Annotated in this window: 31 protein-coding genes and 1 riboswitch; of the genes, 6 read left to right on the top strand and 25 right to left on the bottom strand. The window is 71.7% G+C overall.

The window, feature by feature from the left end:
• Positions 1-4: 4 nt before the first annotated feature.
• A complete protein-coding gene (def, locus tag ACFYP0_RS02070; protein ID WP_124855512.1) occupies positions 5-514 on the bottom strand; it encodes a peptide deformylase in 510 nt (169 codons plus the stop codon).
• A 32-nt stretch (positions 515-546) separates the two neighbouring features.
• Positions 547-1,821 (bottom strand): chorismate-binding protein, encoded by a 1,275-nt coding sequence (locus ACFYP0_RS02065; protein ID WP_386993996.1) that lies wholly within the window; start codon positions 1,819-1,821, stop codon positions 547-549.
• A 123-nt stretch (positions 1,822-1,944) separates the two neighbouring features.
• Between ACFYP0_RS02065 and ACFYP0_RS02060 the strand changes: the two genes are divergently transcribed.
• Entirely contained in the window at positions 1,945-2,145 is a 201-nt protein-coding gene (locus ACFYP0_RS02060; RefSeq protein WP_007460326.1) for a DUF5999 family protein, read from the top strand.
• Between the two features lie 149 nt (positions 2,146-2,294).
• Here the strand turns inward: ACFYP0_RS02060 and gcvP are convergent, their stop codons facing one another.
• The 3 genes from gcvP to ACFYP0_RS02045 all read right to left on the bottom strand — a co-directional run bounded on the left by gcvP (position 2,295) and on the right by ACFYP0_RS02045 (position 7,373).
• A complete protein-coding gene (gcvP, locus tag ACFYP0_RS02055) occupies positions 2,295-5,117 on the bottom strand; it encodes an aminomethyl-transferring glycine dehydrogenase (protein WP_386993994.1) in 2,823 nt (940 codons plus the stop codon).
• Positions 5,118-5,191: 74 nt separating this feature from the next.
• Positions 5,192-5,290, bottom strand: a riboswitch (glycine riboswitch).
• A gap of 73 nt (positions 5,291-5,363) precedes the next feature.
• Positions 5,364-6,206 (bottom strand): NAD-dependent protein deacetylase, encoded by an 843-nt coding sequence (locus ACFYP0_RS02050; protein ID WP_356977838.1) that lies wholly within the window; start codon positions 6,204-6,206, stop codon positions 5,364-5,366.
• 99 nt (positions 6,207-6,305) lie between these two features.
• Positions 6,306-7,373, bottom strand: coding sequence for a MerR family transcriptional regulator (locus ACFYP0_RS02045; RefSeq protein ID WP_386993991.1), 1,068 nt, complete (start codon positions 7,371-7,373; stop codon positions 6,306-6,308).
• Positions 7,374-7,486: 113 nt separating this feature from the next.
• Between ACFYP0_RS02045 and ACFYP0_RS02040 the strand changes: the two genes are divergently transcribed.
• Positions 7,487-8,143: an SDR family oxidoreductase gene (locus tag ACFYP0_RS02040; protein WP_386993989.1), complete on the top strand. Its 657-nt coding sequence runs from the start codon at positions 7,487-7,489 to the stop codon at positions 8,141-8,143.
• A gap of 110 nt (positions 8,144-8,253) precedes the next feature.
• Here the strand turns inward: ACFYP0_RS02040 and ACFYP0_RS02035 are convergent, their stop codons facing one another.
• The 15 genes from ACFYP0_RS02035 to ACFYP0_RS01965 all read right to left on the bottom strand — a co-directional run bounded on the left by ACFYP0_RS02035 (position 8,254) and on the right by ACFYP0_RS01965 (position 19,804).
• Positions 8,254-8,949: a DivIVA domain-containing protein gene (locus ACFYP0_RS02035; RefSeq protein ID WP_124855502.1), complete on the bottom strand. Its 696-nt coding sequence runs from the start codon at positions 8,947-8,949 to the stop codon at positions 8,254-8,256.
• A gap of 52 nt (positions 8,950-9,001) precedes the next feature.
• Positions 9,002-10,183, bottom strand: a complete 1,182-nt coding sequence (locus ACFYP0_RS02030; protein WP_124855500.1) for a globin domain-containing protein — start codon at positions 10,181-10,183, stop codon at positions 9,002-9,004.
• Between the two features lie 2 nt (positions 10,184-10,185).
• On the bottom strand, positions 10,186-10,584 hold the full coding sequence (locus tag ACFYP0_RS02025) for a group I truncated hemoglobin (protein WP_124855498.1): 399 nt from the start codon (positions 10,582-10,584) through the stop codon (positions 10,186-10,188).
• 257 nt (positions 10,585-10,841) lie between these two features.
• The gene (locus ACFYP0_RS02020) at positions 10,842-11,438 is read right to left on the bottom strand and encodes a MerR family transcriptional regulator (protein ID WP_124855496.1); all 597 of its coding nucleotides are present in this window, start codon (positions 11,436-11,438) and stop codon (positions 10,842-10,844) included.
• 159 nt (positions 11,439-11,597) lie between these two features.
• Complete coding sequence (locus ACFYP0_RS02015; protein WP_030327706.1) at positions 11,598-12,062, bottom strand: bifunctional nuclease family protein; 465 nt, start codon at positions 12,060-12,062, stop codon at positions 11,598-11,600.
• Between the two features lie 185 nt (positions 12,063-12,247).
• Positions 12,248-12,949 (bottom strand): transcriptional regulator FtsR, encoded by a 702-nt coding sequence (gene ftsR / locus ACFYP0_RS02010; RefSeq protein ID WP_181518541.1) that lies wholly within the window; start codon positions 12,947-12,949, stop codon positions 12,248-12,250.
• A gap of 50 nt (positions 12,950-12,999) precedes the next feature.
• Entirely contained in the window at positions 13,000-13,452 is a 453-nt protein-coding gene (gene odhI / locus ACFYP0_RS02005; protein WP_007071101.1) for an oxoglutarate dehydrogenase inhibitor Odhl, read from the bottom strand.
• 214 nt (positions 13,453-13,666) lie between these two features.
• Positions 13,667-14,047 carry a glycine cleavage system protein GcvH gene (gcvH, locus tag ACFYP0_RS02000; protein ID WP_091397961.1) on the bottom strand — a complete coding sequence of 127 codons (381 nt, stop codon included), beginning with the start codon at positions 14,045-14,047 and terminating at the stop codon, positions 13,667-13,669.
• Between the two features lie 60 nt (positions 14,048-14,107).
• Positions 14,108-15,085, bottom strand: coding sequence for a DUF881 domain-containing protein (locus tag ACFYP0_RS01995; protein WP_356977842.1), 978 nt, complete (start codon positions 15,083-15,085; stop codon positions 14,108-14,110).
• Between the two features lie 11 nt (positions 15,086-15,096).
• Complete coding sequence (locus ACFYP0_RS01990) at positions 15,097-15,429, bottom strand: small basic family protein (protein WP_030327710.1); 333 nt, start codon at positions 15,427-15,429, stop codon at positions 15,097-15,099.
• Positions 15,426-16,370, bottom strand: coding sequence for a DUF881 domain-containing protein (locus tag ACFYP0_RS01985; RefSeq protein ID WP_355493470.1), 945 nt, complete (start codon positions 16,368-16,370; stop codon positions 15,426-15,428). The genes ACFYP0_RS01990 and ACFYP0_RS01985 overlap by 4 nt, the downstream gene beginning before the upstream one ends.
• Positions 16,367-16,999, bottom strand: a complete 633-nt coding sequence (locus tag ACFYP0_RS01980; RefSeq protein WP_356977845.1) for a CDP-alcohol phosphatidyltransferase family protein — start codon at positions 16,997-16,999, stop codon at positions 16,367-16,369. Before ACFYP0_RS01980 ends, ACFYP0_RS01985 begins: the two co-directional genes overlap by 4 nt.
• Before the next feature lie 296 nt (positions 17,000-17,295).
• Positions 17,296-17,757, bottom strand: a complete 462-nt coding sequence (locus ACFYP0_RS01975; protein WP_124855520.1) for a MarR family winged helix-turn-helix transcriptional regulator — start codon at positions 17,755-17,757, stop codon at positions 17,296-17,298.
• A 56-nt stretch (positions 17,758-17,813) separates the two neighbouring features.
• The gene (locus ACFYP0_RS01970) at positions 17,814-18,986 is read right to left on the bottom strand and encodes a PP2C family protein-serine/threonine phosphatase (RefSeq protein ID WP_124855488.1); all 1,173 of its coding nucleotides are present in this window, start codon (positions 18,984-18,986) and stop codon (positions 17,814-17,816) included.
• A gap of 71 nt (positions 18,987-19,057) precedes the next feature.
• Positions 19,058-19,804, bottom strand: coding sequence for an SAM-dependent methyltransferase (locus ACFYP0_RS01965; protein ID WP_112619873.1), 747 nt, complete (start codon positions 19,802-19,804; stop codon positions 19,058-19,060).
• Between the two features lie 112 nt (positions 19,805-19,916).
• Here ACFYP0_RS01965 and ACFYP0_RS01960 point away from each other — a divergent pair, with 112 nt between their 5' ends.
• From ACFYP0_RS01960 to ACFYP0_RS01950, 3 genes are all read left to right on the top strand, one after another.
• The gene (locus ACFYP0_RS01960) at positions 19,917-20,798 is read left to right on the top strand and encodes a universal stress protein (protein ID WP_124855484.1); all 882 of its coding nucleotides are present in this window, start codon (positions 19,917-19,919) and stop codon (positions 20,796-20,798) included.
• A gap of 99 nt (positions 20,799-20,897) precedes the next feature.
• The gene (locus tag ACFYP0_RS01955) at positions 20,898-21,110 is read left to right on the top strand and encodes a phosphatidylethanolamine-binding protein (RefSeq protein WP_088948250.1); all 213 of its coding nucleotides are present in this window, start codon (positions 20,898-20,900) and stop codon (positions 21,108-21,110) included.
• A complete protein-coding gene (locus tag ACFYP0_RS01950; RefSeq protein ID WP_124855482.1) occupies positions 21,107-21,583 on the top strand; it encodes a hypothetical protein in 477 nt (158 codons plus the stop codon). The genes ACFYP0_RS01955 and ACFYP0_RS01950 overlap by 4 nt, the downstream gene beginning before the upstream one ends.
• Here the strand turns inward: ACFYP0_RS01950 and ACFYP0_RS01945 are convergent, their stop codons facing one another.
• Positions 21,584-21,787: a hypothetical protein gene (locus ACFYP0_RS01945; protein ID WP_124855480.1), complete on the bottom strand. Its 204-nt coding sequence runs from the start codon at positions 21,785-21,787 to the stop codon at positions 21,584-21,586.
• A gap of 133 nt (positions 21,788-21,920) precedes the next feature.
• On the opposite strand from ACFYP0_RS01945, the gene ACFYP0_RS01940 reads away from it, so the two are divergent.
• A complete protein-coding gene (locus tag ACFYP0_RS01940; protein WP_356977852.1) occupies positions 21,921-22,571 on the top strand; it encodes a hypothetical protein in 651 nt (216 codons plus the stop codon).
• A gap of 5 nt (positions 22,572-22,576) precedes the next feature.
• On the opposite strand, the gene ACFYP0_RS01935 is transcribed toward ACFYP0_RS01940, so the two are convergent.
• The 4 genes from ACFYP0_RS01935 to ACFYP0_RS01920 form a co-directional block, all read right to left on the bottom strand.
• Positions 22,577-22,762, bottom strand: coding sequence for a hypothetical protein (locus tag ACFYP0_RS01935; RefSeq protein ID WP_036410487.1), 186 nt, complete (start codon positions 22,760-22,762; stop codon positions 22,577-22,579).
• A gap of 72 nt (positions 22,763-22,834) precedes the next feature.
• The gene (locus tag ACFYP0_RS01930; RefSeq protein WP_124855476.1) at positions 22,835-24,112 is read right to left on the bottom strand and encodes a hemolysin family protein; all 1,278 of its coding nucleotides are present in this window, start codon (positions 24,110-24,112) and stop codon (positions 22,835-22,837) included.
• 79 nt (positions 24,113-24,191) lie between these two features.
• Positions 24,192-24,389: a hypothetical protein gene (locus ACFYP0_RS01925; protein ID WP_030327722.1), complete on the bottom strand. Its 198-nt coding sequence runs from the start codon at positions 24,387-24,389 to the stop codon at positions 24,192-24,194.
• Positions 24,390-24,447: 58 nt separating this feature from the next.
• Complete coding sequence (locus ACFYP0_RS01920) at positions 24,448-25,185, bottom strand: hypothetical protein (RefSeq protein WP_356977854.1); 738 nt, start codon at positions 25,183-25,185, stop codon at positions 24,448-24,450.
• Between the last annotated feature and the right edge of the window lie 15 nt (positions 25,186-25,200).

The following is a 25,200-nucleotide window of genomic DNA, read 5'->3' as shown; positions in this document are numbered from 1 at the left end:
GGGGTCAGCGGCGGCGGCTGGGTGAGTCGAAGCGCCCGGCGCGGATCTCGCGCAGGGCCCGGCGGCGGGTGTCGCCGCGCAGCGTGTCGACGTAGAGCCGCCCGCCCAGGTGGTCGGTCTCGTGTTGCAGGGCGCGGGCCAGGAAGCCGCTGCCGGCGATGGTCAGCGGCTCGCCGTGCTGGTCGACGCCGTGGGCGGTGGCGTGCAGGGCCCGTACGGTCGGGAAGTACAGCCCGGGGATGGACAGGCAGCCCTCCTCGTCGTCCTGGAGCTCGTCGGACAACTCCAGGGTGGGGTTGATGAGGTGGCCGCGGTGCCCGTCGGCGTCGTAGACGAACACCTGGGCGCTGACGCCGATCTGCGGTGCGGCGACACCGGCGCGGCCGGGGGCGCCGAGCAGGGTGTCCATCAGGTCGGTGACGAGGGCCCGCAGCTCGGCGTCGAAGGTGGTGACCGGTTCGCATCCGGTGCGCAGGACAGGGTCGCCGATGATCCGGATGGGCCGCATGGTCATGGGGTTCAGCGTATCGCCGTGCGGTACGCCGGTCAGCGCCCGGCCAGGGTCGCGCGGATCGGGGTGGTCTTCGCGGCGGCCTCGGCGACCTCGGCGTGCGCGTCGCTGTCCCAGGTGATGCCGCCGCCGGCCCAGGTGTGCAGCCGCTGGCCGTCGGCGGCGGCGGTGCGGATGGTCAGGCCCAGGTCGACGTGACCCGGGGCGACCCAGCCCAGCGCGCCCATGCTGGCGCCCCGCCCGACCGGTTCGAGGGCGCTGATCTGGGTCAGGGCGGCGAGCTTCGGGGCGCCGGTGACGGAGCCGCCGGGGCAGGTGGCGCGCAGCAGGTCGGCGAGGCCGAGGCCGTCGGCGGCGGCGGCGCGGACGGTCGACTCGGCCTGCCACAGGTCGCACCAGCGGCGCACGGCGAACAGCTCGTCGACGGTGACGGTGCCGGTGCGGGCGATGCGGGCGAGGTCGTTGCGTTCCAGGTCGACGATCATGATGTGTTCGGCGCGTTCCTTCGCGCTGGCGAGCAGTTCGGCGCGGCCGGCGGCGGTGGCCGGGCGGGTGCCCTTGATCGGCCGGGTGATCACCTGCCCGTCGGTGACCTCGACGAGGGTTTCCGGGGAGGCGCAGCCGACGGCCCAGCCGTCGCCGGTGAGGACGCCGCCGTAGCGGGCGCCGGGGAGCGCGCCGAGGCGGCTCAGGGCCGGCAGCGGGTCGCCGGTGTAGGGGGCGGCGGCGTGGCCCACGAGGTTGCTCTGGTAGACGTCGCCGCGGCCGATGGCGGCGCGGACCGCGTCGACGGCGGCGGCGTGCTGGCCGGGGGTCCAGCTCTCGACCCACTCGCCGAGCCAGAACGGCTGCGGTGGGCCGGGCCGGGTGACCCGGGTGGGGCCGTGCTGGTAGACGACGACGGCGAGGTCGGGCAGGGCCGGCGCGGGCTCGGGCGCCCCGGTGGGTGCGCCGGCCAGCAGCGCCCCGGCGGCGGCGGACAGGTACAGCGCCGCGCCGCAGACCCCGCTGCCGTGCTGGCCGGTGGCGGGTCGGGTCAGGTCGTGCAGGGGTAGGCCGTGCGCGGCGAGGAACTCCTCGGCGAGGGCCGCGGGGTCACCGCCGTCGCCGCGAGACCAGTGCAGGCGTGCGCGTTCGGTCAGCGCACCCCGGCACGCGGCCGGCGCGGCGGGTACATCGATCAACGCAGCAGGGCTTCTGTGGGCGGCCAGTGCAGCCGGGCCGCTGTTCGCGGCCAACGCAGCCGGGCCGCTGTTCGCGGCACACACCTGTGGGAGCGTTTCCACGCCGTACGGTCCAACCTTCCTCATCCGTTCAGTGGATTTCCCGTGCACCAGGCGGGCACCTGGTCGATGTTGGACACTTTCGCTTGGTACTGTGCGTCACTGGTCATGTGAACCATGACACAGTGCCCCCACAGTCCGGAGAACCCGATGTGCCAGCACCAACCGACCTGCCCCTCCGCTGAAGCCACCGACCGGGAAGCCGCACGGGTCCTCGCCTGCTTCCGTGAGCAGGGCTGGAGCCTGCTCTGCAACGGCGTCATCGTCTTCGAGGACACCGGCGAGTTGCTTCCCGACGGCAGCAGCATCGCACCGCACCGCGGCCCCGCCCGCCACGCTCTCGTGGCCTGACCGACCACTCAGCGTCACCGTTTAGCCGCCGTCGACCCAGGCTAGTCCCCCGGTAAGGGACGTCCCCGCCCAGGTCGCAGCGGCTGCCGGGGCAGGCCGTACCGCCCGCCCCGGCGCGCCGTCCTCAGTCTCGACCGGCTGCGGCGTCGTCAGTCCTCGAACGCCTCCGGCGACGGGCACGAGCAGACCAGGTTCCGGTCGCCGTACGCGCCGTCGATGCGCCGCACCGGCGGCCAGTACTTCCCCGCCCGGTCCACCCCGGCCGGGTACGCGCCCACCGACCGCGGGTACGCGTGTGACCACTCGTCACCGCTGACCATCGCCGCGGTGTGCGGCGCGTTGGCCAGGGGGTTGTCCCCTACCGGCCACGCCCCGGAACCCACCTGCTCGATCTCCGCGCGAATCGCGATCATCGCGTCGCAGAACCGGTCCAGCTCGGCCAGGTCCTCGCTCTCGGTCGGCTCCACCATCAGCGTCCCCGCCACCGGGAACGACATCGTCGGCGCGTGGAAGCCGTAGTCGATCAGCCGCTTCGCCACGTCGTCGACGCTCACCCCGGTCGCCTTCGTCAACGGCCGCAGGTCGAGGATGCACTCGTGGGCCACCAAGCCCTTGTTGCCGGCGTACAGCACCGGGAAGTGCCCCCGCAGCCGCGCCGCCACGTAGTTCGCCGCGAGCACCGCCACACCGGTGGCCCGGGTCAGCCCCTCGGCGCCCATCATCCGCAGGTACGCCCACGGGATCGGCAGGATGCCCGCCGACCCGTACTTCGCCGCCGAGATCGCCGGCGTGGCGTCCACGTGCGCGCCCAGCGGGTCACCGGGCAGGAACGGCGCCAGGTGCGCGCGGACCGCCACCGGGCCCACGCCGGGGCCACCGCCGCCGTGCGGGATGCAGAACGTCTTGTGCAGGTTCAGGTGCGACACGTCGGCGCCGAACTTGCCGGGCTTGGCGAACCCGACCAGGGCGTTGAGGTTCGCCCCGTCGACGTACACCTGCCCGCCGGCGTCGTGCACCTTCGCGCACAACGACGCGATGCCCGTCTCGTACACACCGTGCGTGGACGGGTACGTCACCATGATCGCGGCGAGCGCGTCCCGGTGCTTGTCGATCTTCGCGTCCAGGTCGACGAGGTCGACGTTGCCGTCGTCGTCGCAGGCCACCACCACGACGCGCATGCCGGCCATCACCGCCGACGCCGCGTTCGTGCCGTGCGCCGACGACGGGATCAGGCACACGTCGCGGTGCGTCTCACCCCGCGACGCGTGGTACGAGCGGATCGCCAGCAACCCGGCCAGCTCGCCCTGCGAACCGGCGTTGGGCTGCACGCTCACCGCGTCGTAGCCGGTCACCTCGGCCAGCCACGACTCCAGCTGACCGATCATCTCCCGGTACCCGACGGTCTGCGCGTCCGGTGCGAACGGGTGGATGTTCGCGAACTCCGCCCAGCTGACCGGCTCCATCTCGGTGGTCGCGTTCAGCTTCATCGTGCACGACCCGAGCGGGATCATGCCCCGGTCCAGGGCGTAGTCGAAGTCCGACAGCCGCCGCAGGTAGCGCAGCATCGCCGTCTCCGAGTGGTGGCTGCGGAACACCGGGTGGGTGAGGAAGTCGCTGCCGCGCGTCAGGTCGACCGGCACGGCCGCGTCCGCGTCGCCGTCGAACGCGGGCACCCCGAACGCCGCCCACACCTGCGCCAGGTGCGCGTCGGTCGTGGTCTCGTCGCAGGACACGCCCACCCGGTCGGCGTCGACCAGCCGCAGGTTGACGCCACGGTCCGCGGCGGCGGCCACCACCTCGGCGGCCCGCCCGGGCACGGTCGCGGTGACGGTGTCGAAGAACGCGACGTCCGCGACGTCCACCCCGCCGGCGCGCAACCCGGCCGCGAGCCGCGCCGCCATCGCATGGGTACGCGTCGCGATGTCGCGCAGCCCGTCGGGGCCGTGGTAGACGGCGTACATGCCGGCCATCACCGCGAGCAGCACCTGCGCGGTGCAGATGTTGCTGGTCGCCTTCTCCCGCCGGATGTGCTGCTCACGGGTCTGCAACGCCAACCGGTAGGCCGGGTTGCCGTCCGTGTCGCGCGACACCCCGACCAGGCGCCCGGGCAGCATCCGCTCCAGGCCCGAGCGCACCGCCAGGTAACCGGCGTGCGGCCCACCGAAGCCCATCGGTACGCCGAAACGCTGGGTGGTGCCGGCGGCGATGTCCGCGCCGATCTCCCCCGGTGCGCGCAGCAGCGTCAACGCCAGCAGGTCCGCCGCCACGGTCACCAGGGCGCCGACGGCGTGTGCCGCCTGCACGAGGCTGGCGTCATCGCGCACCGCACCGGACGCCCCCGGGTACTGCAGGTGCAGGCCGAAGAACTCCGCCGGCAACTCGTCGCGCTGCACGTCGAGGACCCGCACGTCGATGCCGAGCGGCTCGGCCCGGCTGGTGATCACCGCGATGGTCTGCGGCAACGCGTCGGCGTCGACGACGTACACACCGCTCTTGCTCTTGGAGGCCCGCCGCGCCAGGGTCATGGCCTCCGCCGCCGCGGTGCCCTCGTCGAGCATCGAGGCGTTCGCGGTGGCCAACCCGGTCAGGTCGGTGACCATGGTCTGGAAGTTCAGCAGCGCCTCCAGGCGGCCCTGGCTGATCTCCGGCTGGTACGGCGTGTACGCCGTGTACCAGGCCGGGTCTTCAAGGACGTTACGGCGGATCACCGCAGGGGTGTGCGTGCCGTGGTACCCCAACCCGATCATGGAGACGGCGACGGTGTTACGCGCCGCGAGGGCCCGCAGCTCGGCGATCGTCTCGGCCTCGGTGGCCGGGTCGGGCAGGTCGAGGGTGCCGTGCCAGCGGATCACCTCGGGGATCGCGGCGTCCATCAGCTCGTCGATCGAGTCGTGCCCGACGACCTCCAGCATCCGACGCTCGTCGTCGGGGCCGGGACCGATGTGACGGGTGGCGAACTGCTCTACGGTCATTGGGGGCACTCCCGGGGCGAGGTCGACGTGTCGGCCTCCCCCTCTGTCGCACCCACTCAGGGCACTCCACAGTGCCTGCCCACGAGGTCCTTTTGCCTGAGAGGTTCCGGGGAGGATTTGCCCCTTCGGCGCCGCCCTGCGTGCTGTCGGGCGGTCTCTCCCACGTGGGTGTTACCGGCGTGGTCAACGCTACCAGCGTTGGTGTTTCCGGCGGATGTCCTACCCCCGCGCCGGGGGCCCGGCCCGTCACACCCCCAGCGGTGTCCCGGCGCCGACCCGCGCGGCCAACTGCGGCAGCACCGCGCCCAGCGGCGCGTCGACGCACACGGTGGCGTGGCCGTCACCCCGGGTCGGCCCCTGGTTGACGATCGCGACCGGGATGCCCCGTTTCGCGGCCCGAATCACGAAACGGCGCCCCGACATCACCGTCAACGACGACCCGAGCACCAGCAACGACCGGGCCTGCTCCACGGCCGCGAAACAGCGCGCCACCCGCTGCGCCGGCACCGTCTCACCGAAGAACACCACGTCCGGTTTCAGCATCCCGGTGCCGCAGATCCCGCAGTCCACCGGCCGAAACGCCGCCACCTGCTCATCGGGGAGATCAACATCACCGTCCGGGTTGACCGCGGCGACGCGGGCCACGAACTCCGGGTTGGCCTCGCGCAGCCGCCGGTGAAGCTCCTCCCGGGAGGTCAGGTTGCCGCAGTCCAGGCAGGTCACCTCGTCGAGGCGGCCGTGCAGCTCGATCACCGACGGGCTGCCGGCCGCACCGTGCAGACCGTCGACGTTCTGGGTGATCACCGTGTCGACCAGCCCGGCGTGTTGCAGCCCGGCCACCGCCCGGTGCCCGGCGTTGGGCGCCGCACCCGCGATCAGCCGCCAGCCCAGGTGGCTGCGCGCCCAGTAGCGCCGCCGGGCCAGGGGATCGCGGGTGAACGCCTGGAAGGTCATCGGCGTGTGCCGCCGCGCCACCCCGCTGGGCCCCCGGTAGTCCGGAATCCCCGACTCGGTGGACAGGCCGGCACCGCTGAGCACCACCACCCCACCACCGGCCACCAGCGAGGTCAACGCGTCGAAACTCTCCATCACCTCTCCATGCTGCCTCAACCGGTTCACCAACGCCGAGCCCCGCGCCGGGTGGGCGGCCCCACCCGGCTCGGGTGACGTCGGCGGCGAAGCCGACAGCTACACCGCGACGACGTCGGCGACGACGCAGGCGATGTTGTCCGGCGCCCCCTCGGCCCGCGCCAGATCCACCAGCGCCCGCACCGTGTCCTCCGGATCGTCCGTCGCCGCCAACGCCCACCCCAGATCGGCCCTGTCGACGACCGCGGACAGCCCGTCGGAGCACAACAGGTACCGGTCACCCGGCAACGCGGTACGCAACGCCAGATCCGCCTCGACCTGCCGGCCGCCACCGAGGGCGCGCACCAGCACCGCGCGCTGCGGATGCGTCGCGGCCTGGTCCCGGTCGAGCCGGCCCTGATCAACCTGGGCCTGCACCCAGGTGTGATCCTGCGTGAGCAGCGACAGCTCACCGCCGCGCAGCAGGTAGGCGCGGGTGTCACCGACGTGCACCAGCGCCAGCCGGGAACCGCTGAGCAGCAGCGCGGTCAGCGTGGTGACCGGCTGGTCGGTGTCGGTGGCCAACCCGTGCACGGCGCGGTCGGCGTCACTCACCGCGCCGGCCAGCATCGTCAGCAGGTCGGCGGACGGTACGTCTGTGAACGCCAACGGCTTCAGGGCGTCGACGGCGGCGGCGCTGGCGGCCGCACCGCCGGGCCCCCGCATACCGTCGGCTACGGCGAGCAACCGCTCGCTGGCGTACGCGGTGTCCTCGTTGCTGTCGCGCACCAGCCCGGTGTCACAACCGGCGGCGCAACGGACGGCAACTGTGGGATTCGGGTCAGACATGGTGGTGCCCCCTTCAGACAGGTGGTCCACGAGAAGAGTGGCGAGCCGGGCACGCGCCGCGGTGTCGGCGCTGACCTGCCGCCAGTACGCGGTGACCGCCTCAGCCGCCGCCGCGGGCTCCAGGCCGCACACGACCCGGATCGTCGCCAGCGGCATACCGAGGCGACGCAACTGGGCGACCAGCCGAGCCACCGGCAGCTGAGCCGGGTCGTAGAGCCGGTAACCGGACTCCGGATCGACAGCGGCCGGCACCAGCAACCCAACCTGGTCGTACAGGCGCAACGCCTTCGGTGTCAGCCTCGCCGCCCGGGCGAACGCCCCGATGGTCATCAGCCCCACGTCGACATCCTCCTCGCGCCGGTCACGGCGACCGGCACCCACCAGGCTCGGGGTTGCCCGAAGGTCAAGGTCAAGCCGGTGCCTGCACCCCGCCGCGCCGGTAGGTTGGGCCCATGCGCGTCGTCATCGCCGGAGGCCACGGCAAGATCGCCCTACTGTTGCAACGCCACCTCGCCGGGCGCGGCCACACCGCCGTCGGCCTCATCCGCAACCCCGAGCAGGCCGCGACGCTGCGCGCCGCCGGCGCCACCCCCGTCGTCTGCGACCTGGAACACACCCCGCTCGAACAGGTGGCCGAGCACCTCCACGGCGCCGACGCGGTGGTCTTCGCCGCGGGCGCCGGCCCCGGCAGCGGCGCCGCCCGCAAGGACACCGTCGACCGGGCTGCCGCCGTGCTGCTCGCCGACGCCGCCACCCGCGCCGGCGTCCACCGCTACCTGCTCGTCTCCTCCATGGGCGTGGACACACCACCCGCCCCCGGCACCGACGACGTGTGGGCGGCGTACCTGCGCGCCAAACGCGCCGCCGAGGACGACCTGCGCGGCCGCGACCTGGCCTGGACGGTGCTGCGACCCGGCCGGCTCACCGACGACCCACCCACCGGGCGGGTCACCCTCACCCCACACGCGGGCAGTGGCGCGATCAGCCGCACCGACGTCGCCCACGTCCTCGCCGCGCTGCTCGACGAACCGCGCACCACCGGCGCGACCCTGGAACTCGTCGACGGACCCACCCCGATCGCCGAGGCCGTCCGCGCCGCCGTCAGCTGACAGCCTCTCCCAGGGGCGGGCCACGGGTCAGCCCCGCCTGACCCCTCCGACCATGCCACCGCCGCCAGCGCACCGAGTGGGGTCCACGTCAGCGCCCCCCACCCGGCGACTCAGCGCTGCTGGTGCCGCGGCAACGCCGACTGGCCCACCACGCCACCCACGAACGGCGCCCCCGGCGTCTCCGCCGCGATCCGATCCATCGTGCGCGCCAACTGCTCACTGCCGTCGTCGAGATGCCGCGCCGCCGCCTGCATGTGCGACACCATCATCTCGCCGAAGATCCGCAACGCCTCCCGGGTCGCCACCGTGTCGTCGAAGCTCGACCCCGCCGCGCTGCGGTACTCCGCCACCGCCCGCTCCGCCTCCTGCTTCGCCTCCGCCTCCGCCGCGTGCAGGTAACTCTCGTACTGCACCCGGGCGTACTCGGCGACCCGACGTGCGTAGTCATGCGCCTGCGCGATGATCTGCTCGGCCTCCCGCTGCGCCGCCGACAGCAGATTGACCTCCCGCGCCGCCGGGGCCTTCGCCGCCGCCCCCGTACTCGGAATCACCCCGTGCCGGTGCAACTCCACCCGGTCGGTCAGCCGCTCGTTCTCCGCCCGCAACGTCGCGATCTGCGTCGCCAACAGGTCCAACTCGTCGGCGACCTGCATCCGGAACCGGTCCACGTCAGCGTTGTCGTAACCACGCCGCGCGAACGACGCCGCACCGAACTCCCACCGCCGAACCCGATCGGCGGTCATCCGCACCTGCACACCGCCGGAAACCTGCACCCCGTCATACCGACTGATCGGCGTCGCACTCACCTGTGCAGACCTCCGTTCGCGACTGCGGGGCTCGCAAGCTCACTCCTCGCGCTCACCTGTGCCCACCTCCCGAAGTGTCACCCGCAGCCGACTGCTGCACCGCCGTCCGCCACGCCGGGCCGTACCACTGCCCGCCCAGGCCCTCGTGGTGCACCTGACCCTCGTGGTAACCCGCCTGAACCAACGTCCGCACCGCGTACGACACCATCTCGTCCGACCCACACACGAACACGTGCCGGGACCGCCAGTCACCGTCGACCAACGCCCGGTCCACCGCCTGCACGAACTCCCCCGGCCGGTGCACGTCGGCACCGACGACGTACGTCACCGTCAACCACGGATACGACGACGCCAACTTGTCGATCGCGTCGCTGTCGTAGAACTCGCTACGGGACCGGGCCCCCACGTACAGGTCCACCCGACGACGGGAACCCTCCGCCGCCACCTGCTCCACCAACGCCTTCACCGGCGCCCAGCCGGTACCCGAAACCAGCAGCAACAGGTCACTGGAGCCCGCCGACCACAACCCCAGCCGGTCCCCCACCGGCGCCGCCAGGTGGATCCGATCCCCCACCGCCGACCCGTACACCAACCGCGACGACACCGCGCCACCCGGCGCGGCCCGCACATGCAACTCCAACGTGCCGTCCGCCCGCGGCGCGTTCGCCGGCGAGTAGTACCGCCACGACCGCACCGACGGGTGCGACACCCCGATCGACTGACCCGGTGTGAACGGCAACAGATACTGCGGACGCACCGTCAACACCGCCACGTCGAACGCCCGCCGCTCATGCGCCACGATCTCCGCCACCCACCACGGCGGATTGACCGCCTCAGCGGCCTGCGCGGCCTCCGTCATCACCTGGGCGACCAACCCGTACGCGGCCGTCCAGTCCGCAGCCAACTCGTCGGTCCACTGCTCGGCGAGGAAATGCTGCAACGTCGCCACCAGCGCCTCACCGACCGCCGGATAGTGCTCCGCGCGGACCGCGAACTTGCGGTGATCCGCGCCGAGATCCTGAAGGAAACCCACCAGCCGATCCACCTGGTCCACGTTGGACACGATGTGACCCAACGCGGTCACGAGGCGGTCCCGCTGACCGGCCATGTTCGTGGGGAACATCTGCCGCGTCTCAGGATGAGCGAGGAACAACGTCGAGTAGAAGTAGAGCGGCACCTGGTCGCCGTGACCGGCGACCACCGACCAGCTCTGCTTGAGGCGAGCCGCGTCCACGCTCAGGCGCCCGACCTGTTCCCGGCAGCCACCACCTGGCCCTGCACCTGCCCCAGCACCGTCTGCACGTCGGCCAGGATGTCCGCCGGCACCCCCAGCTCGGTCAGCGTCACCGTCAGGTGCTCGCCAACCTTCGCGTAGTGCCCCACCGTGATGTTCAACGGCTGGTGCGCCTCGGCCAACCCGCGTCCCGTGTACTCGTTCGGGCCACCCAGCACCACCGTCAACATCAACGCCAGATGCCGCCGCTGACCGGCCATGTCCACGTCAGCGAAGTAGCCCGCCAACTCCGGGTCCGCGAGCACCTTGTCGTAGAACAGCTCAACCGCCGCCTTGACCGAATTGGCACCGCCAATGCGGTCGTAGTGCGAGGCGGGAGCAGTCTCTTCCGTAACCGTCACGGTCGTTCCTTCCGGGGATGAAGGGTCCAGAACCGTGAGGGACCATAGCGTGTCAACCGCTCCCGGTCAGCGCCCTCTTATCGGGTTCCCGACAACACGCTGACACGTTGCGTCACCACTACCGATGGGTATCTCCACAATGGGCCACCGAAACGACACCCACGGTATCTACAGTGGACCGCCATCGCCGACACAACCCCGCCACCGTCACCGACGGTCGCGAGAAAACAACCGGAAAAAACCCGAAAAACGAACGATCAGCCGGCGCGCCGCCGCGCCCGCCGCGCCGCCAACTCGTCACCCACCGGATCCGAGCCCGACGCCACCGCCGGCTCCACCGGGCCGCTCGTCGCCGGCTCCGCCGGCAGATGCGACAACGACCCCTGGATCTCCTTGAAAGCCCCACCGATCGCGATGCCGAAGACCCCCTGGCCACCCTGCAACAGGTCGACCACCTCCTCCGGAGACCGGCACTCGTACACCGTCGTCCCATCAGAGATCAGCGTGATCCCCGCCAGATCCTCCACACCACGCGACCGCAACGCCTCGATCGCCTTACGGATGTTCTGCAGGGACACCCCCGCGTCCAACAACCGCTTCACGACCTTCAACACCACCAGATCCCGGAACGAATACAACCGCTGCGTCCCCGAACCCGAGGCGTCCCGAACGCTCGGCACCACCAGCGTCGTCCGCGCCCAATAATCCAACTGCCGGTAACTGATGCCCACCGCGTGGCAGGCCGTCACACCCCGGTAGCCAACCGAACCGTCACCCTCAGCCGCCACACCTGGCGACGAGGCACCCGACTCGTCGAACTCTGCACCCGGATCGGAATCCTGCGGCTCGTGCATCCGGACAACCTCCCCGTCAGTGTGGCGACGCATCGTTTCCGGGACGCGCACCCCTCGACATGGAAACCCTATCGCCACCGTCAGGGGTTACCACGGAGGAACCGACGCGACACGCCGCGCAGCCACCGAGAAAGATCACCAACCGAGCCCAGGCACACCTCAGCCCGCGAAATCCTCCGGACGCACCTGCTCCAGGAACTCGCGGAACTTCTCCACCTCGTCCTCCTGCTCATCAGGGATAACGATCCCCGCCTCGCTGAGGACCTGCTCCGCACAACGAATCGGCGCACCAACCCGCAACGCCAACGCGATCGAATCGCTCGGCCGCGCCGACACCCGCACCCCATCGCCGATCAACAGATCCGCGTAGAAGACGTTCTCCTTCAGCTCGGTGATCTCCACCGCCTGCAAGGGCGCCTTCAACGCCGCCAACACATCCCGCAGAAGATCATGCGTCAACGGCCGGGCCGGCTTGACCCCCTGCTGCTCATAAGCGATAGCCGTGGCCTCGACCGCGCCGATCCAGATCGGCAGATAGCGGTCGCCCTCGACCTCCCTGAGCAGGACGATCGGCTGGTTGCTGGGCAGCTCCACCCGAACTCCGACCACGCTCAGCTCGCGCACCGCCGCCTCCGTGTCGTTGTCACCTACGCCGCACCGCGCCCTTCCCTGCACGGTACACGGACCGCAACACGGCCGTCCCATGCGCTACAGCACCACGCCCGCGCCGAAAAGGGGTTACCCCGGCAAGCCTACGGCACGCTTCCCGGAAGAGATCTTTCCGCGCAACCGCCACCCACCGGGCAACCTCACCGACCCAACGTCGACCGCAACCCCACCCGCACCAACGCGGCGTGCAGCTGCTCCGACAACGCCACCAACTCCCGCGCCGTCTCCGCCGCCCGCGCCCGCGCCGCCGGATCACTCTGCCGCGCCAACGGGGCCACCAACTGCGCGAACAAACCAACCTCCCGGTCAGCCGCCGTCCGATAACCCCGCAGGTGCCGCGGCTCCAACCCGTACGCCGCCAACCCCGCCACCGCCGACGCGATGATCAGAGCATCCGCGTCATACCACCCCGGCGGATCCGACACCAGCACACCGAGCCGCTCCAACTCAACCAACGTCGACTCGTCGATCCCACTGCGCGCCACGAGATCCGCCCGGCCGAGCCGCACCTGCGACGACTCGGCCGGCTCCGCCAACTCACGACCCGGCACCGCACCATCGGGACCAACCGCCACCAACGCCGGCCGCGACCGCCCCGGCTGCTCACCGGACGAATCCCACTGCGCCAACTGCTCCCGGATCACCCGCAACGGCAGGTACTTGTCCCGCTGCGCGGTCAACACGAACCGCAACCGCGCCACATCGTCCCAGCTGTACTTCCGGTAACCCGCCGCCGTCCGCTGCGGCTCGACCAAACCCTCGGCCTCAAGAAACCGCAGCTTCGAAATCGTGGTATCCGGAAAATCCACCCGCAACTGCCCAAGCACCTCACCGATGCTCATCAGCGGCTCAGACCGAGCCGCCCCGGGTGACATGGAGGCCGCAGGCTCGTTCACCCCCGGCCGGCCTCCTCCTCCGGGCGCGGACCGGCGATGAACACCACCCGGAACTTACCGATCTGGACCTCGTCACCATTGCTCAACGTGGCCGCCTCAACCCGCTCACGATTGACGTACGTGCCATTCAGGCTGCCCACGTCCCGCACCGTGAACGTCCCACCATCGCGGTGGAACTCCGCGTGCCGACGCGACACCGTCACGTCGTCCAGGAAGATGTCACTGTCCGGGTGCCGGCCACTGGTCGTCACATCGTGGTCCAACAGGAACCGGGCACCCGCATTCGGGCCTCGACGAACCACCAGCAGCGCCATACCCGGCGGCAACGAACCGGACATCCGGCTCGGAACCACATCGGTATCCGGCCCCTCCAGCACTTCGTCGAGCGAACCGAGATTGAGCGTCGAAGTGACGTCGAGTGGGGGGAACTCGTCGTCTGGCCGCGTCATGGGACCACCTCACGGATCTGTTCGGTCGGCGTCGGGTAATGGCGGGTCTGGCCGCCGGGCACTTGAACACCCGGCGGCTGGCTCCCCGTGCCCGGGAAGGCAATTCCGCAACGCTCAACTATTGGGTTCTCGGTCGACTGGGCGAGCCTAGCCAGCGCCGAAATGCAGGGCAACCGGACGCGCGCAGACAGCCCACGCACCGGATCAAGCACACTCAGCCTTCGGTGATCTTCTGATAAGCGGCCGCCGTCAGCAACCCGTCCGTCGCAGTCGGATCGTTCGGCGTGATCTCCACCAACCAACCCTCACCGTACGGATCAGTGTTGATCAGCTCAGGCGTGTCAGCCAACGCGTCGTTGCGCGCCGCCACCGTACCGGCCACCGGCGCGTAGATCTCCGACACGCTCTTGGTCGACTCGATCTCACCCAACGAGTCACCGGCCGCGACCACCGCACCCGCCTCGGGCAACTGCACGTACACGATGTCACCGAGCGCGTCCTGCGCGAAGTGGGTGATGCCGACCCGGACCGAAGCCGTGCCGTCACCCGCCACCCACTCATGCTCGGCGGTGTATCGCAGATCCTCGGGAATCACCAGACGCGTCCTTCATCCATCGGTGCCCCGGACCACCCGGGTCCGGCGCGGCCGCGCCGGTCAGGAGACCGGACGGGCGTGTTCCAACTTGATCGGCACGTGCAGCGCCGAAACCTCGGCAACCTCACGCTCCCCAAACGTCACGTTACCGCCGTCACCCCGGACCGACGCCACCACCCCACCAGGAATGTTCAACGCCGTACGCATCGTCGCCGGATCACCGATCACCGTGATCGTGTACGGCCCCGACAACCGACGCCCCTCCACCATCAACGACCCGTTGTCCCCATCGAGGAAGTACGTCGACGCGATGATCCGCACCGTCGCCCGATCCCCACCGGAAATCTGCATCGCCTCGGCGCCCGCACCCCGCAGCTCCTGCACCGCGTCCAACACCCGGTTCGCCGAAATCGGCTTCACCCCGGCGTCGAACTGAACAGTCAACCCCGGACCCACCGCCGGCAACGTCCCCGCCAGGATGCCCAACTCGTCCGCCCGCCGCGTCGCCTCATCCAACGCCGCCTGACGACCCTGCTCACCCGAGCGCAACTGCCGCTGACTGTCCTCCAGAGCCCGAATGTCCTGCTGCAGGCGATTCTCCCGCGCATCCAGATCCGACAGAATCCGGACCAGGTCCTCCTGCCGGGTGGCACCCAGAGTCGGATCCGTCGACGTCGTCTTCAACTGCACGACCAACGTGAACCCCAGCAACGCCAACAACGCGACGATCATCACCCCGGCCGCACTCCACCGGGACCGACCAGCCACCACCGGCTCCGCCGACCCGTCGGAACCCGCAACCGGCGGCTCCCCCGACCGCGACACCGCGCTCAGGTCCACCGTCGCACCATCGTCGACCGGCTCCGCCGCAGGCTCGTCATCCGACGGCTGCGCCGGCCCCTGCGGCGCCAACGGGCTCAACTCATCCGGATCCGGCGCATCCGGCCGCGGATCCGGCTCACCCGCCGGCCCACCCGGCCGCACCGGACCCGCCGGCTGCGGCCACCCGGTCCCCGTGTCGGTCTGCTCGTCACTCATCGCAACCCAACCTACGCCCGGAACAGGTGCCGACGGATCGCCGCCACGTTGCCGAAGATACGCACACCCAACACAACGACCACACCGGTGGACAACTGCCCACCCACCCCCAACTGGTCACCCAGATACACGATCAGACCAGCCACCAGCACGTTCGAAATGAACGACACCACGAACTGCTTGTCGTCGAAGATGCGGTCCAACCGGGCCCGCACCCCACCGAACACCGCGTCCAACGCGGCCACCACCGCGATCGGCAGATACGGCTGCAACGCCGCCGGCACCGTGGGATCAAGCCACACGCCCAGCACCACACCGGCGAGCAACGCCAACACCGCGATCATCGGCCACCTCCGGAGGGGCTAACAGTCGTCGCCGGACCGGACGACCCGGGACTGCCGGAACGGACACCCGACGCGGAAGGGCTCGGACTGACCGACGGCTTGGCGTAGCGTAGCTGCGGCTCCGGTGCCGCCGGCAGGGTGAGGTCATCCGCCTCCCGCACACCGAACGACAACCCCGTCCCCTGCGCGACCTTCCGCATCAGCGCCGCGTTGCGGCTGTCCTCGAAGTCGCGCCGCATCGAACCCGGCCCGATCGCCGACACCTCGTACGGCCCGGTCACCGGCCGGAAATCCACGAGCATCGCCTCACCCGCCGACCGGATCGTCGACGTCGACGTCAACCGCTGCCCGTTGATGGCGATCGCCTCCGCGCCAACACTCCACAACGCGTTCGCCACACCCTGCAGGTCGCTGTAGAGCACCCGCGGCGGCCCGGCGCCGGCACCGGTGACCGCGTCCGCCTTGTCCGGCGCGTCCGCCAACCGCACCACCACACCATCACCGCGCACCCGACCCAGCCCGGTGCTCGCCTCCAGGTTGCGCAACCGGGCGGCGGCCGACCCGCTCAACGCCGCGTCCCGCTGCCGACTGACCTCCTCGCGCAGCTGGTCCGCCCGCGTGGACAACCGATCGGTCTGGCTTTCCCGTTCCTTGATCTGCGTCACCAGACCCGAACGGGCCTGGCTCCGCCCCGGCTCGTCCGCCATCGTCTGCCGGTACGCGACCGCGAACAGGAATCCGAGCATCACCACCACTACCAGGCTCACCGACCGTGCCGGCAAGGCCCGCCAGCCGCGCGCCGGAGCCGACTCCGCCGAGCTCCGCCGCGCGGCAGCCGCGTCCGCGTACCCCGGATCCAGCGGGTTGCGGAACAGCTCGGTGAGGAAGTCCGGCGCGTACACCCGGTCCTGGCCGGGTTTTCCCAGCCGCGGCGCGCTCACGCCGCCGCTCCCGGACCGCGCGCCGCGCGCACCAGCCTGGCCGCCTGCACGACGTACATCCCGCCGGCCACCCAGTACAGCACCAGGCCCCACCAGGCCAACGCCCACCCGATGGCGCTCGCCGCCGTCGCCACGTCGGTCGCCGCGCTGGCCAACAGCAGCACCGGGAACGCCGCGAGCAGCAGGAACGTGGCGGTCTTGCCCACGTAGTGCACCGGCGGCGGCCCGTACCCGTAGCGACGCAGCACCGCCAGCGAGGCCAGCAGGAGCACCTCACGGGCCAGCAGCGCCGCGGTGAACTGCCACGGCACCACGTCCCGCGCGGTGAAGGCGACCAGGGTGGCGAGGATGTAGAGCCGGTCGGCGAGCGGGTCGAGCAGCTCGCCCAGGCGGCTGACCTGGTGCAGGCGGCGGGCGATCCAGCCGTCGACCCAGTCGGTGGTGCCACCGATGGCCAGCACCACGACCGCCGCCACGTCGGCCCGCGCCACCAGGAACAGGTAGAGGAAGAGCGGCACGCCCAGCAGCCGCCCGAAGCTGATCAGGTTGGGCAGGGTGAGCACCTGGTTGCCGGGAGTCTCGTCACCGGTGTCCCGCGGTTGCTCTGCCCGAGCCGGCCGACGCGACACCGATCCTCCTCCACGGCACGTGAGCCCTCCGGCCGGCGCCGGGCGCGGCTGAGGGTCGTACGCGCTGTCGGGCCGACCAGCGCCGGCTCTCCCCTGCGGCCCCGGGCGGGGCCCCTTCCCCTGATGCGGCCCACGATCTCGAAGATCGCGGGCCGGGTAGGTGCGCTGCCACTATATCGGGCTTCCTCTCGCTGGCCGGGCGCCGCTACGTGCTCTCGGTGCGGCTGTGCCGCACTGTGGTGCGGATCACCACGCCTAAAGCGTCCTAGGACACTAGTGGAAGAGGGAAGCAGCGCTCAGGCCGTCTGGACGGCGGGATCGGTCTGCTGCTCGGGCGCCGACGTCGCCGCCCGAGCGAACCCGGCCAGCGCCAGCAACAGCTCGTGCTGCAGCCGCACCGGCATCCGGTCCAACACCGCCTGCACCGCACGCTGCCGCCGCTCGGCCAACTCCCCCAACAGGGTCAGCGCCGCAGCGGTCGGCACCAACCGCACCTCACGCCGGTCACGCGGATCGGCCACCCGACGCAACAGCCCGGTCGCCTCCAACCGGTCGCACAGGCGGCTCGCCGACGAGGGCACCACGTCCAGCAACTCCGCCAACCCGTTGACGTTGGTCTCCGGGCGACCGCAGATCAGCGTGAGCACTCTCAGCTGGGTGGGCGGCACCTGATGCCGCGACGCGGCCGACTCCAGTACGGCGATCAGCGTCCCGGCGGCCGCGTCGATCGCCGCGGCGAGATCCGCAGGTCGCTCCACCTGATGTCCCCTGCCGTCGTCGCGCTGGTGCCCGCCCGGCAACGCGGCTGCGAATCTCACCCCGTGCCCCGTTCGCGCGGACCGTGCCAGTCCAGACAGACCACGACGGCGTCGTCGCGCAGATCGGAATCCGCGTGATAGGCGTGCAGTTCGCGCATCACCGTACCAACCGCCTCGGCCGGCGGCTGCAGCCGCGTGGCGCGCAGGGAACGAGCCATCACCCGCTGCCCGTACGGCTCCTGACCCGGCGGCTCGGCGGCCCACACCCCGTCGCTGACCACGAAGAGCCGGTCACCCGGGGCGAGTTGCACCTCTTGAAGCTCGTAGCGGGTCTCGGCGAACATGCCCAGCGGCAACTGCTGGTCCAGCTTCAGAGGCTCGACAGTGGACCCCCGCATCCGCAACAGATGCGGGGAGCCCGCGTCGACCGCCCGCACCCGGCCGACGCGAGTGTCCACCTCGAGCAGCAGGGTAGCCACGGACCGGGCGCCTCGGTGTTGGTAGAAGACCGTGTCCGAGGCCAGCTCGGCTTGCTCCACCAGGCCGCCACCGGAGCGACGCGCGTTGCGCATCGCGTTGACCGTGACGGCTGTCAACAGGGACGCCGCCAGCCCGTTGCCCTCGCCGTTGAGCACCGTCACGGTGAGACGGTCGCCGTCCAGCGACCAGTCAAAGTGGTCGCCACCCACCGTGTACGCCGGTTCGAGCTGACCGGCCAGGTCGAACGCGTGGTGGGACACACCACGACCGGGCAGGAGGTCCCACTGCATCTCGGCGGCCATCGTCAGTCGCTCCCGACGGCGGGCCCGCCGGTAGCGGTCGGTCTCCCGGTCCGCCGCGCGCATCGCCACGGCCAGGGCGCCGGCGATGTCCGTCGACCGACCGGTGACCGCCGCGTTCGGTACGGTCGGCAGCTCGATCAGCAGCACGCCCAGCCGCTCCCCCCACACCGTCAAGGGCAGGTAGAGCCGGCAGGGGCCTTCACCGTCGCGTACCGGCTGCTGACTGCTGAAGCAGCGCTGCGCCATGGTGTGGCAGGCCAGGAAGCCGCCCGCCGGCAGGTCCGGGTCCAGCACGGGCCAGAGGCCGCTGATCCGGTAGTCGGCGACGAAGACGTCGGTGCGCAGCGCGCCCATCGCGGACCGGATCGCCCGGTCCGCCGCCTCCGCCAACTGGTCCGGCGGAGCCTCGCGCAACGCGCGCGACACCACGTCCGGCGCGTCTACCATCGTCGTCCTCCCCAGAAGCTTGCTACAGGGCAAGCATCATACGGACGCCACCGGACGGATGATCGGCGCGGTCAGTCACCCGCTCGAGTCGCGAGCACACCGTGGAACGCGTCGGGCACCCGCGCCGGCGGGCCGTCCGGCCGCCACTCGGCGACCGGGACGATCCCGTCCGCCGTCGGCGCCCACCGACCCAGCAGGGGCGCGAACGCCGCCGGTGGACGCATCCGGAACTGCGGTCCCATCATGGCCAGCGCCTGCGGGTGGCCGGCCAGCTCCTCGGTGTCGAAGTCCACCGCGAGCAGGCTGCCCGGCGCCGCGGCCGCGTACAGCTCGTCGAGGGTGCGGGTCAGCGTGGCGTCGTCGAGGAACGCGGCCAGGCCGAGGAAGACCACCCCGACCGGCCGCCGACCCCAGCCCGGCACGAAACGGTGCAGCTGCGCCGGGTCGACGGTGCCGATGTCGGTCGCGTCGCCGAAGCCGTAGCCGGCCCGGTCGCTGCCGGCGAGGATGCTCTGTCCCAGTCGGATGGTGACCGGGTCGACGTCGGTGTAGAGCACTGTCGCGTCGGTGGCGACCTCGTGCACGTTGCCCATCGTCGGCACCCCGGCGCCGAACACCAGGAACCCGTCCACGCCCTGGGCGGCCATCGCCCGTACCGCCCGGCCCAGGAACGCCCGCAGCTCGCGGAACACCGGCGCGCACGGCCCGTACGCCTGCTCGAACGCGTTCGCGGCGGCCACGTCCACGGGGAAGTGATGCTGCCCGCCGAGCCAAAAGTCGATCATGCGAGCGGTGCTCGGCTGGTCTGGTTCACCCATCGGCGGCGCTCCCTCCCCGGTCCTGGCCAGCGTACCGATCGGGACGCGCTCAGCGGTATCGCGGCACGAGGGCGTCCGGGCCCGCGATACTGGCCGCGAGCGGAGGTGGGCGGTGAACTCGGCGAACAACGCGGCGGTGGTGGTCGGCGTCGACGGCTCGGAGTCGGCGCTGCGCGCCGTGCGCCTCGCCGCGACCGAGGCCGCGCGCCGGCACCGACCGCTGCGGGTCGTGCACGGCTTCATCTGGCCGCTGCTGCACGTACCGGTCACCCCCGCCCCGGACGCGCCGCCCGGCGGTGGGCTGCGCCACCAGGCAGAGGAGCTGGTCGAGGCCGCGGTGCGCGAGGCCGAGGCGACAGTGCCCGGGTTGTCGATCTCCGGCGAGATCATCGACGGTGAGGCCGCCGCGGTGCTGGTGGGCGAATCCCCCACCGCCGCGCTCATCGTGCTCGGCGATCGCGGGTTGGGTGGCTTCTCCGCGCTGCTGGTCGGCTCGGTCGCGGTGCAGGTCGCCGCGTACGCCGACTGCCCGGTGCTGGTCGCGCGCGGCACGCAACGACCCGACGAGCCGGTCCTGGTCGCGGTCGACGGCTCGGACGCCTCCCGGCGGGCGGCGGACTTCGCCGCCGAGACCGCCGTGTCGCTCGGCGTGCCGCTGGTGGCGGTGCACGCCTACCGGCACCCCGGCAGCAGCGGCCCGGGCGACATGCAACCCCTGGTGTACGACGAGGCGAAGCTGCGCGGCGAGCAGGAGCGGATGCTCGCCGGGTGGCTGACCGGGCTCACCGAGGACCATCGGGGTCTGCGGTTGACGTGCCAGGTGCTGCACGGCCGACCCGGCACCGTGCTCGCCGAGGCGTCCCGCTCCGCCCAACTGGCGGTGGTCGGCGGGCGCGGGCGCGGCGAGGTGACCGGGTTGCTGCTGGGGTCGGTGAGCCAGTCGATGCTGCACCACGCGCAGTGCCCGGTGGTCGTGGTCCGCGCGCCCCGGTAGCGCGCCGGGGTTGGTCCGCCACCAGACGGGTAGACGGCCGCGGTAGGCCCAGCGGACGGTGGGCAGCACCAGGTGCCCAGACCGACGAAGGAGGCACAGATGCCAGGACCACGGCCGGGCAGTAACGCGTACGACAAGCAGCGCGCGCGGTTGCGCAACGCGATCGACGACTCCGGGCGCCGAGTACCCGACGGCAAGGCCAACCAGGTCGCGAACCGGATCCTCCAGGAGGATCGCGGTCAACGAGGCGTGGTGCGCGGTGAGCGGACGTACGGCCCGAAGAGCGAGCGCGAACCGGGCGACCCGAAGTGAGGAGGGTCGACGTGGCCGACGGCGCGATCGCGGGCGCCGTCGGCAGCACCGCTCTGAACGTGGTCAGCTACCTCGACATGGCGCTACGGGGACGGCCGGAAAGTGACGTCCCCCAGGAGACCGTCGACCGGCTGGCCGGGATCGCGCACGTGGACCTGGGAAACGGGGCCCGGGCGGCCAACCGCCGCTCGGGCCTCGGGCCGCTGATCGGTTACGGGCTGGGCGTCGCCGCGGGCGTCGGGTTCGCCCTCTACGCCGGTGGTCGACGTCAGCCGTTGCCGGTGGCCATCGGTCTGCTCGGCGCGGGTGTGATGACCATGACCGACGGGTCGATCACCGTGTTCGGGATCAGCGACCCGCGTACCTGGCGGCGCTCCGACTGGATCTCCGACATCATCCCGCACCTCGCATACGGGCTGGCGGCCGCCGCCACCTGGAACAGGTTGCGGCGGCCGCCAGGCCGCGGTCGTTAGTCAGCGGGTGTCGCTGTCGTCCTCGGCCACCGGCTCACCGGCCGGGCCGTACGGCGACACCTGCCCCTTGGGCACCGGTCGACCGGCGTCCCCGCGCGACGAGCCACGGTTGAGCGGGTGCCCGGTCGGATTGGGCCCCTTGCTGTCCTGGCTGGTGGCTCCCTTGGCGTTGCGCCGGAGCTCTTCCTGCTGGGGATTGACCACGGGTGTCTCCCTTCCGGGTGCGGCAGGCGGCATCGACCGCCTCCACAGCCGCATACCCGCCCGCCCCGGCGGCATTCCGGCCACCGTCACCGGTGCGACGGCTAGCGGGTCCTCAAGTGGGTAACCCACCGGAGTGGGCAATGATCGAAGTGTGGTGCGGGTCCTGCTCGACCGACGTGGTCGCACGTACGCCGAGGAGGCCGGCATCCGGCTCGCCGACCGGCCAGGGCCGCTGTATCAGCTGCTGGTGCTGACCACGCTGCTGAGCACCCGAATCCGGGCGTGCGTGGCGGTGGACGCGGCGCGGGAGCTGTTCGCCGCCGGCTACCGCACCCCACAGGCCATGGAGGCGGCCAGTTGGCAGGACCGCGTCGACGCGCTGGGTCGGGGTCACTACCGCCGCTACGACGAGCGGACCGCCACCATGCTCGGCACCGGCGCCCGACTGTGCCTGGACCGTTGGCACGGTGACCTGCGACGCCTGCACCGGGAGGCCCAGGGCGACCCGGCCGGGCTGCGGCGGCGGCTCACCGAGTTCCCCGGCATCGGCCCCACCGGAGCGGACATCTACCTGCGCGAGGCGCAGACGGTCTGGTCGGACGTGCGCCCGTACGCCGACCGTCGGGCCCTGGCCGGGGCGAAGCGGCTGGGCCTGCCGGGATCCCCGGACCGGCTCGCCGGTCTCGTCGACGAACCGGACTTCGGGCGGCTCGCGTCAGCCCTGGTCAGGGTGGCGCTGGGTGAGGAGTCCGCCGGTGAGGTCACCCGCGCCGCCGCCCGCTGAGGCGCTCACTTGACCGTCTTGTCCCCCGGGCGGGTCAGGTGCCACACCAGCAGCGCGGCGAGCAACGCCAGGACCACCACCCCGCCGGAGATGCCACGGCCCTCCTCGGGGCTGCGGCCGGCGCTGCCGAAGTAGATCACCGCGAGGCCGGCCAGCACCGTGACGAACGTACGCAACCCTCGGTCCTTCACGTCTGGCACGGTAGGCGGACAGCGTTCCCCGCTTGCCTATTTGGACCTTTTGTCAACCTTTCGGGTGAGTGCTCAGCGCTCGGTGACGAATCCGCGGAGCCGCACCCGGCGCACCGCCCGGTCGGCGACCTCCACCACCTGCAGGGTCAGCCCGGGCAGCCGCACCGTCTCACCCGGGGAGTCCGGCAGGTGCCGTAGTCGGGCCAGCACCAGACCAGCCACCGTCGTGTAGTCCCGGGACAACGGAAAGCTCAGCCGCACCCCCAGGTCGGGCAGGTCGTGCAGCGGGAAGTCGCCGGGCACCAGCAGCGACCCGTCCGGTTCCCGGACGACCCCGCGCACGTCCCGGTCGGTCTCGTCGTACAACTCGCCGACCACCTCGGCCAGCAGATCCTCCATGGTGACCATGCCGTCGATGCCCCCGTGCTCGTCGACCACCAGGGCCAACTGCTGATGCTCCTGCCGCAGCTGACGCATCGCGTCGGCGACCGGCAGGGTCACCGGCAGTAGCAGCGGATCCCGGACCCGCTCACCCACCGGGGCGGTGCCGGCCCGCACCAGGTCGCGGATGTGCACCACCCCGAGCACGTCGTCCAGGCCGCCGGGGCCGGTGACGGGAGCGCGGGACCGCCCGGCGGCGGCGAGCCGCCGGACCCCCTCGTCGGCGGCCAGACCGGCCGGCAGCGTCGTCACCTCCCGCCGGGCCACCAGGATCTCCCGCAACGTCCGGCCGGCGATGTCGAACGCGCCGGTCAGGATCTCCCGCTGCTGGGCCGACAGACCGCGCTGGCTGGCCAGCATCTCCCGCAACTCCTCCTCGGTCATCTCCTCCCGGTTGGCGCGCGGGTCACCACCGGCGAGCCGCACGACCGCGTCGGTGGCCCGGCTGAGCAGCCACACCGCCGGCCGGGACACCCGGGCCAACAGATCCAGCGGGCCCGCGCTCAGCAGCGCCCAACGCTCGGCCCGCTGCATGGCCAGCCGCTTCGGGGCCAACTCCCCGAGCACCAGCGTGACGAACGTCAGCAGCACGGTCACCAGCAGCACCGCGGCGGGACGCGCCGCCCCGCCGAGGAAACCCAACGGCCCGACCAGCGGACCGGCCAACGACACCGCGGCCGCCGCCGAGGCCAGGAACCCCGCCAGGGTGATGCCGAGCTGAATCGTGGCCAGGTAGCGGTTCGGGTCGCGCGACAGCTGCACCAACCGGTCGCCGGCACGGCTGCGCCGGCCCAGCCGCCGCAACTGCCCCTCCCGCAGGGTCACCAACGCCATCTCGCTGCCCGAGAGCGCGGCGTTGATGAGCACCAGCACGGCCACCAACGCCAACTGCCCGAGCTGACCGCCCATCGCGTACCCCCGTCCGCCGCCTGAGGTCACTCAACCGCAGCGGGGCGCGGCGCGGGCCCGGTTTGCGACCGCGCACCGCTCAGTCGACCTCCAGGTCGTCCAGCGAGATGGCGTGGGTCATCAGCCACCGGGCCAGCGCCGACATCCCGAACAGCCACAGCGGCACCGACTCGGTGGGGCCGTTGGTGGCGTAGATGGCGAAGCGCAGGTCCGGCGCGCGGTACGCCTCGATCCGCCACCGGTGCTGCCGGTCCCGCCAGACCGCCGAAGGGTCCATGGCGTCACCGTAGGTGACCATCGCCGACCTCGGGGCCGGTTGGCCCGGCATCGCCGGCTCAGCCCGGCACCACCGTCGTCCCGAACACGATGCGGGCAACGGACACCAGGAGGTTGATGCCGACCGCGGCGAGGATCAGCCAGCCGAACCCACGCCACCCCGAGCCCCGGTCAGGCACCGGCACCGGCGGTGGTCTCCACAGCTCCCGGTAGGTCCAGGCCAGCACACCCACCCCGAACGGCAGGAGCCCGACCCAGAACCAGAACCACCGGGTGCCGGCCAGCGGCGGCGCGCCGGCGATCAAGCGGCCCAGCCACAGCACGATCAGCACACCGGCGAGCAAAGCCGCGGCGTTCCCGATCCGGTGCGCGGTGCCGCCCCCGGCCTGCCACGAATCGTCGACTGCGGCACGCCGCGCGTCCCACCCGGTGCTCGCCGACGAGTCCGGCCCGACGGTGGACGAGTCAGAGGCGAGCGGCGCCCCAGCGGCGTACCGGTTCTGGCCGTTCGACACGGTCCAGGTCAGCATCCCCCCGTCGGCCGCGTACTGCACACGCGGCTGGCTCCCCCAGTACGCGCCGTCGTCGGCCCAGCCGTACGCCCGCTGGTAGCTCACCACCCGGCCGGCCGCGAGATCCCGGTCGAGCTGGGCCTCGGTCGACGCGCGGGGCTCGACCCACCACGCCAGACCGGCCCACAGCACCCACAGCACCGGCAGCCCCCAGCGCAGCGCCACCGAGACGACGCGCCACCGACCATCGCCCGGCCGCGACCGGGACGGGGACAGCTCGACCATCAGCCCACCGTCGCA

Source organism: Micromonospora arida, assembly GCF_042873195.1.
Taxonomy (GTDB): domain Bacteria; phylum Actinomycetota; class Actinomycetes; order Mycobacteriales; family Micromonosporaceae; genus Micromonospora; species Micromonospora arida.
The sequence above is the reverse complement of the archived record's forward strand: the minus strand, read 5'-3'. Positions and strand labels throughout refer to the sequence as shown.

Excerpts from the sequence above, each read along its gene's own strand:
- ftsR (WP_181518541.1), bottom strand. The coding sequence starts at position 12,949 with ATGAGCATCGGTGAGGTGCTTGGGCAGTTGCGGGTGGATTTTCCGGAT.
- ACFYP0_RS02065 (WP_386993996.1), bottom strand. The coding sequence starts at position 1,821 with ATGAGGAAGGTTGGACCGTACGGCGTGGAAACGCTCCCACAGGTGTGT.
- ACFYP0_RS01925 (WP_030327722.1), bottom strand. The coding sequence starts at position 24,389 with ATGGACCCTTCGGCGGTCTGGCGGGACCGGCAGCACCGGTGGCGGATC.
- gcvP (WP_386993994.1), bottom strand. The coding sequence starts at position 5,117 with ATGACCGTAGAGCAGTTCGCCACCCGTCACATCGGTCCCGGCCCCGAC.
- ACFYP0_RS02050 (WP_356977838.1), bottom strand. The coding sequence starts at position 6,206 with ATGGAGAGTTTCGACGCGTTGACCTCGCTGGTGGCCGGTGGTGGGGTG.
- ACFYP0_RS01955 (WP_088948250.1), top strand. The coding sequence starts at position 20,898 with ATGCCAGGACCACGGCCGGGCAGTAACGCGTACGACAAGCAGCGCGCG.
- ACFYP0_RS02040 (WP_386993989.1), top strand. The coding sequence starts at position 7,487 with ATGCGCGTCGTCATCGCCGGAGGCCACGGCAAGATCGCCCTACTGTTG.
- ACFYP0_RS01995 (WP_356977842.1), bottom strand. The coding sequence starts at position 15,085 with ATGAGTGACGAGCAGACCGACACGGGGACCGGGTGGCCGCAGCCGGCG.
- odhI (WP_007071101.1), bottom strand. The coding sequence starts at position 13,452 with ATGACGCGGCCAGACGACGAGTTCCCCCCACTCGACGTCACTTCGACG.
- ACFYP0_RS01990 (WP_030327710.1), bottom strand. The coding sequence starts at position 15,429 with ATGATCGCGGTGTTGGCGTTGCTCGCCGGTGTGGTGCTGGGCGTGTGG.
- ACFYP0_RS01970 (WP_124855488.1), bottom strand. The coding sequence starts at position 18,986 with ATGGTAGACGCGCCGGACGTGGTGTCGCGCGCGTTGCGCGAGGCTCCG.
- ACFYP0_RS01920 (WP_356977854.1), bottom strand. The coding sequence starts at position 25,185 with ATGGTCGAGCTGTCCCCGTCCCGGTCGCGGCCGGGCGATGGTCGGTGG.
- def (WP_124855512.1), bottom strand. The coding sequence starts at position 514 with ATGACCATGCGGCCCATCCGGATCATCGGCGACCCTGTCCTGCGCACC.
- ACFYP0_RS01930 (WP_124855476.1), bottom strand. The coding sequence starts at position 24,112 with ATGGGCGGTCAGCTCGGGCAGTTGGCGTTGGTGGCCGTGCTGGTGCTC.
- ACFYP0_RS02020 (WP_124855496.1), bottom strand. The coding sequence starts at position 11,438 with ATGCACGAGCCGCAGGATTCCGATCCGGGTGCAGAGTTCGACGAGTCG.
- ACFYP0_RS01965 (WP_112619873.1), bottom strand. The coding sequence starts at position 19,804 with ATGGGTGAACCAGACCAGCCGAGCACCGCTCGCATGATCGACTTTTGG.
- ACFYP0_RS02060 (WP_007460326.1), top strand. The coding sequence starts at position 1,945 with ATGTGCCAGCACCAACCGACCTGCCCCTCCGCTGAAGCCACCGACCGG.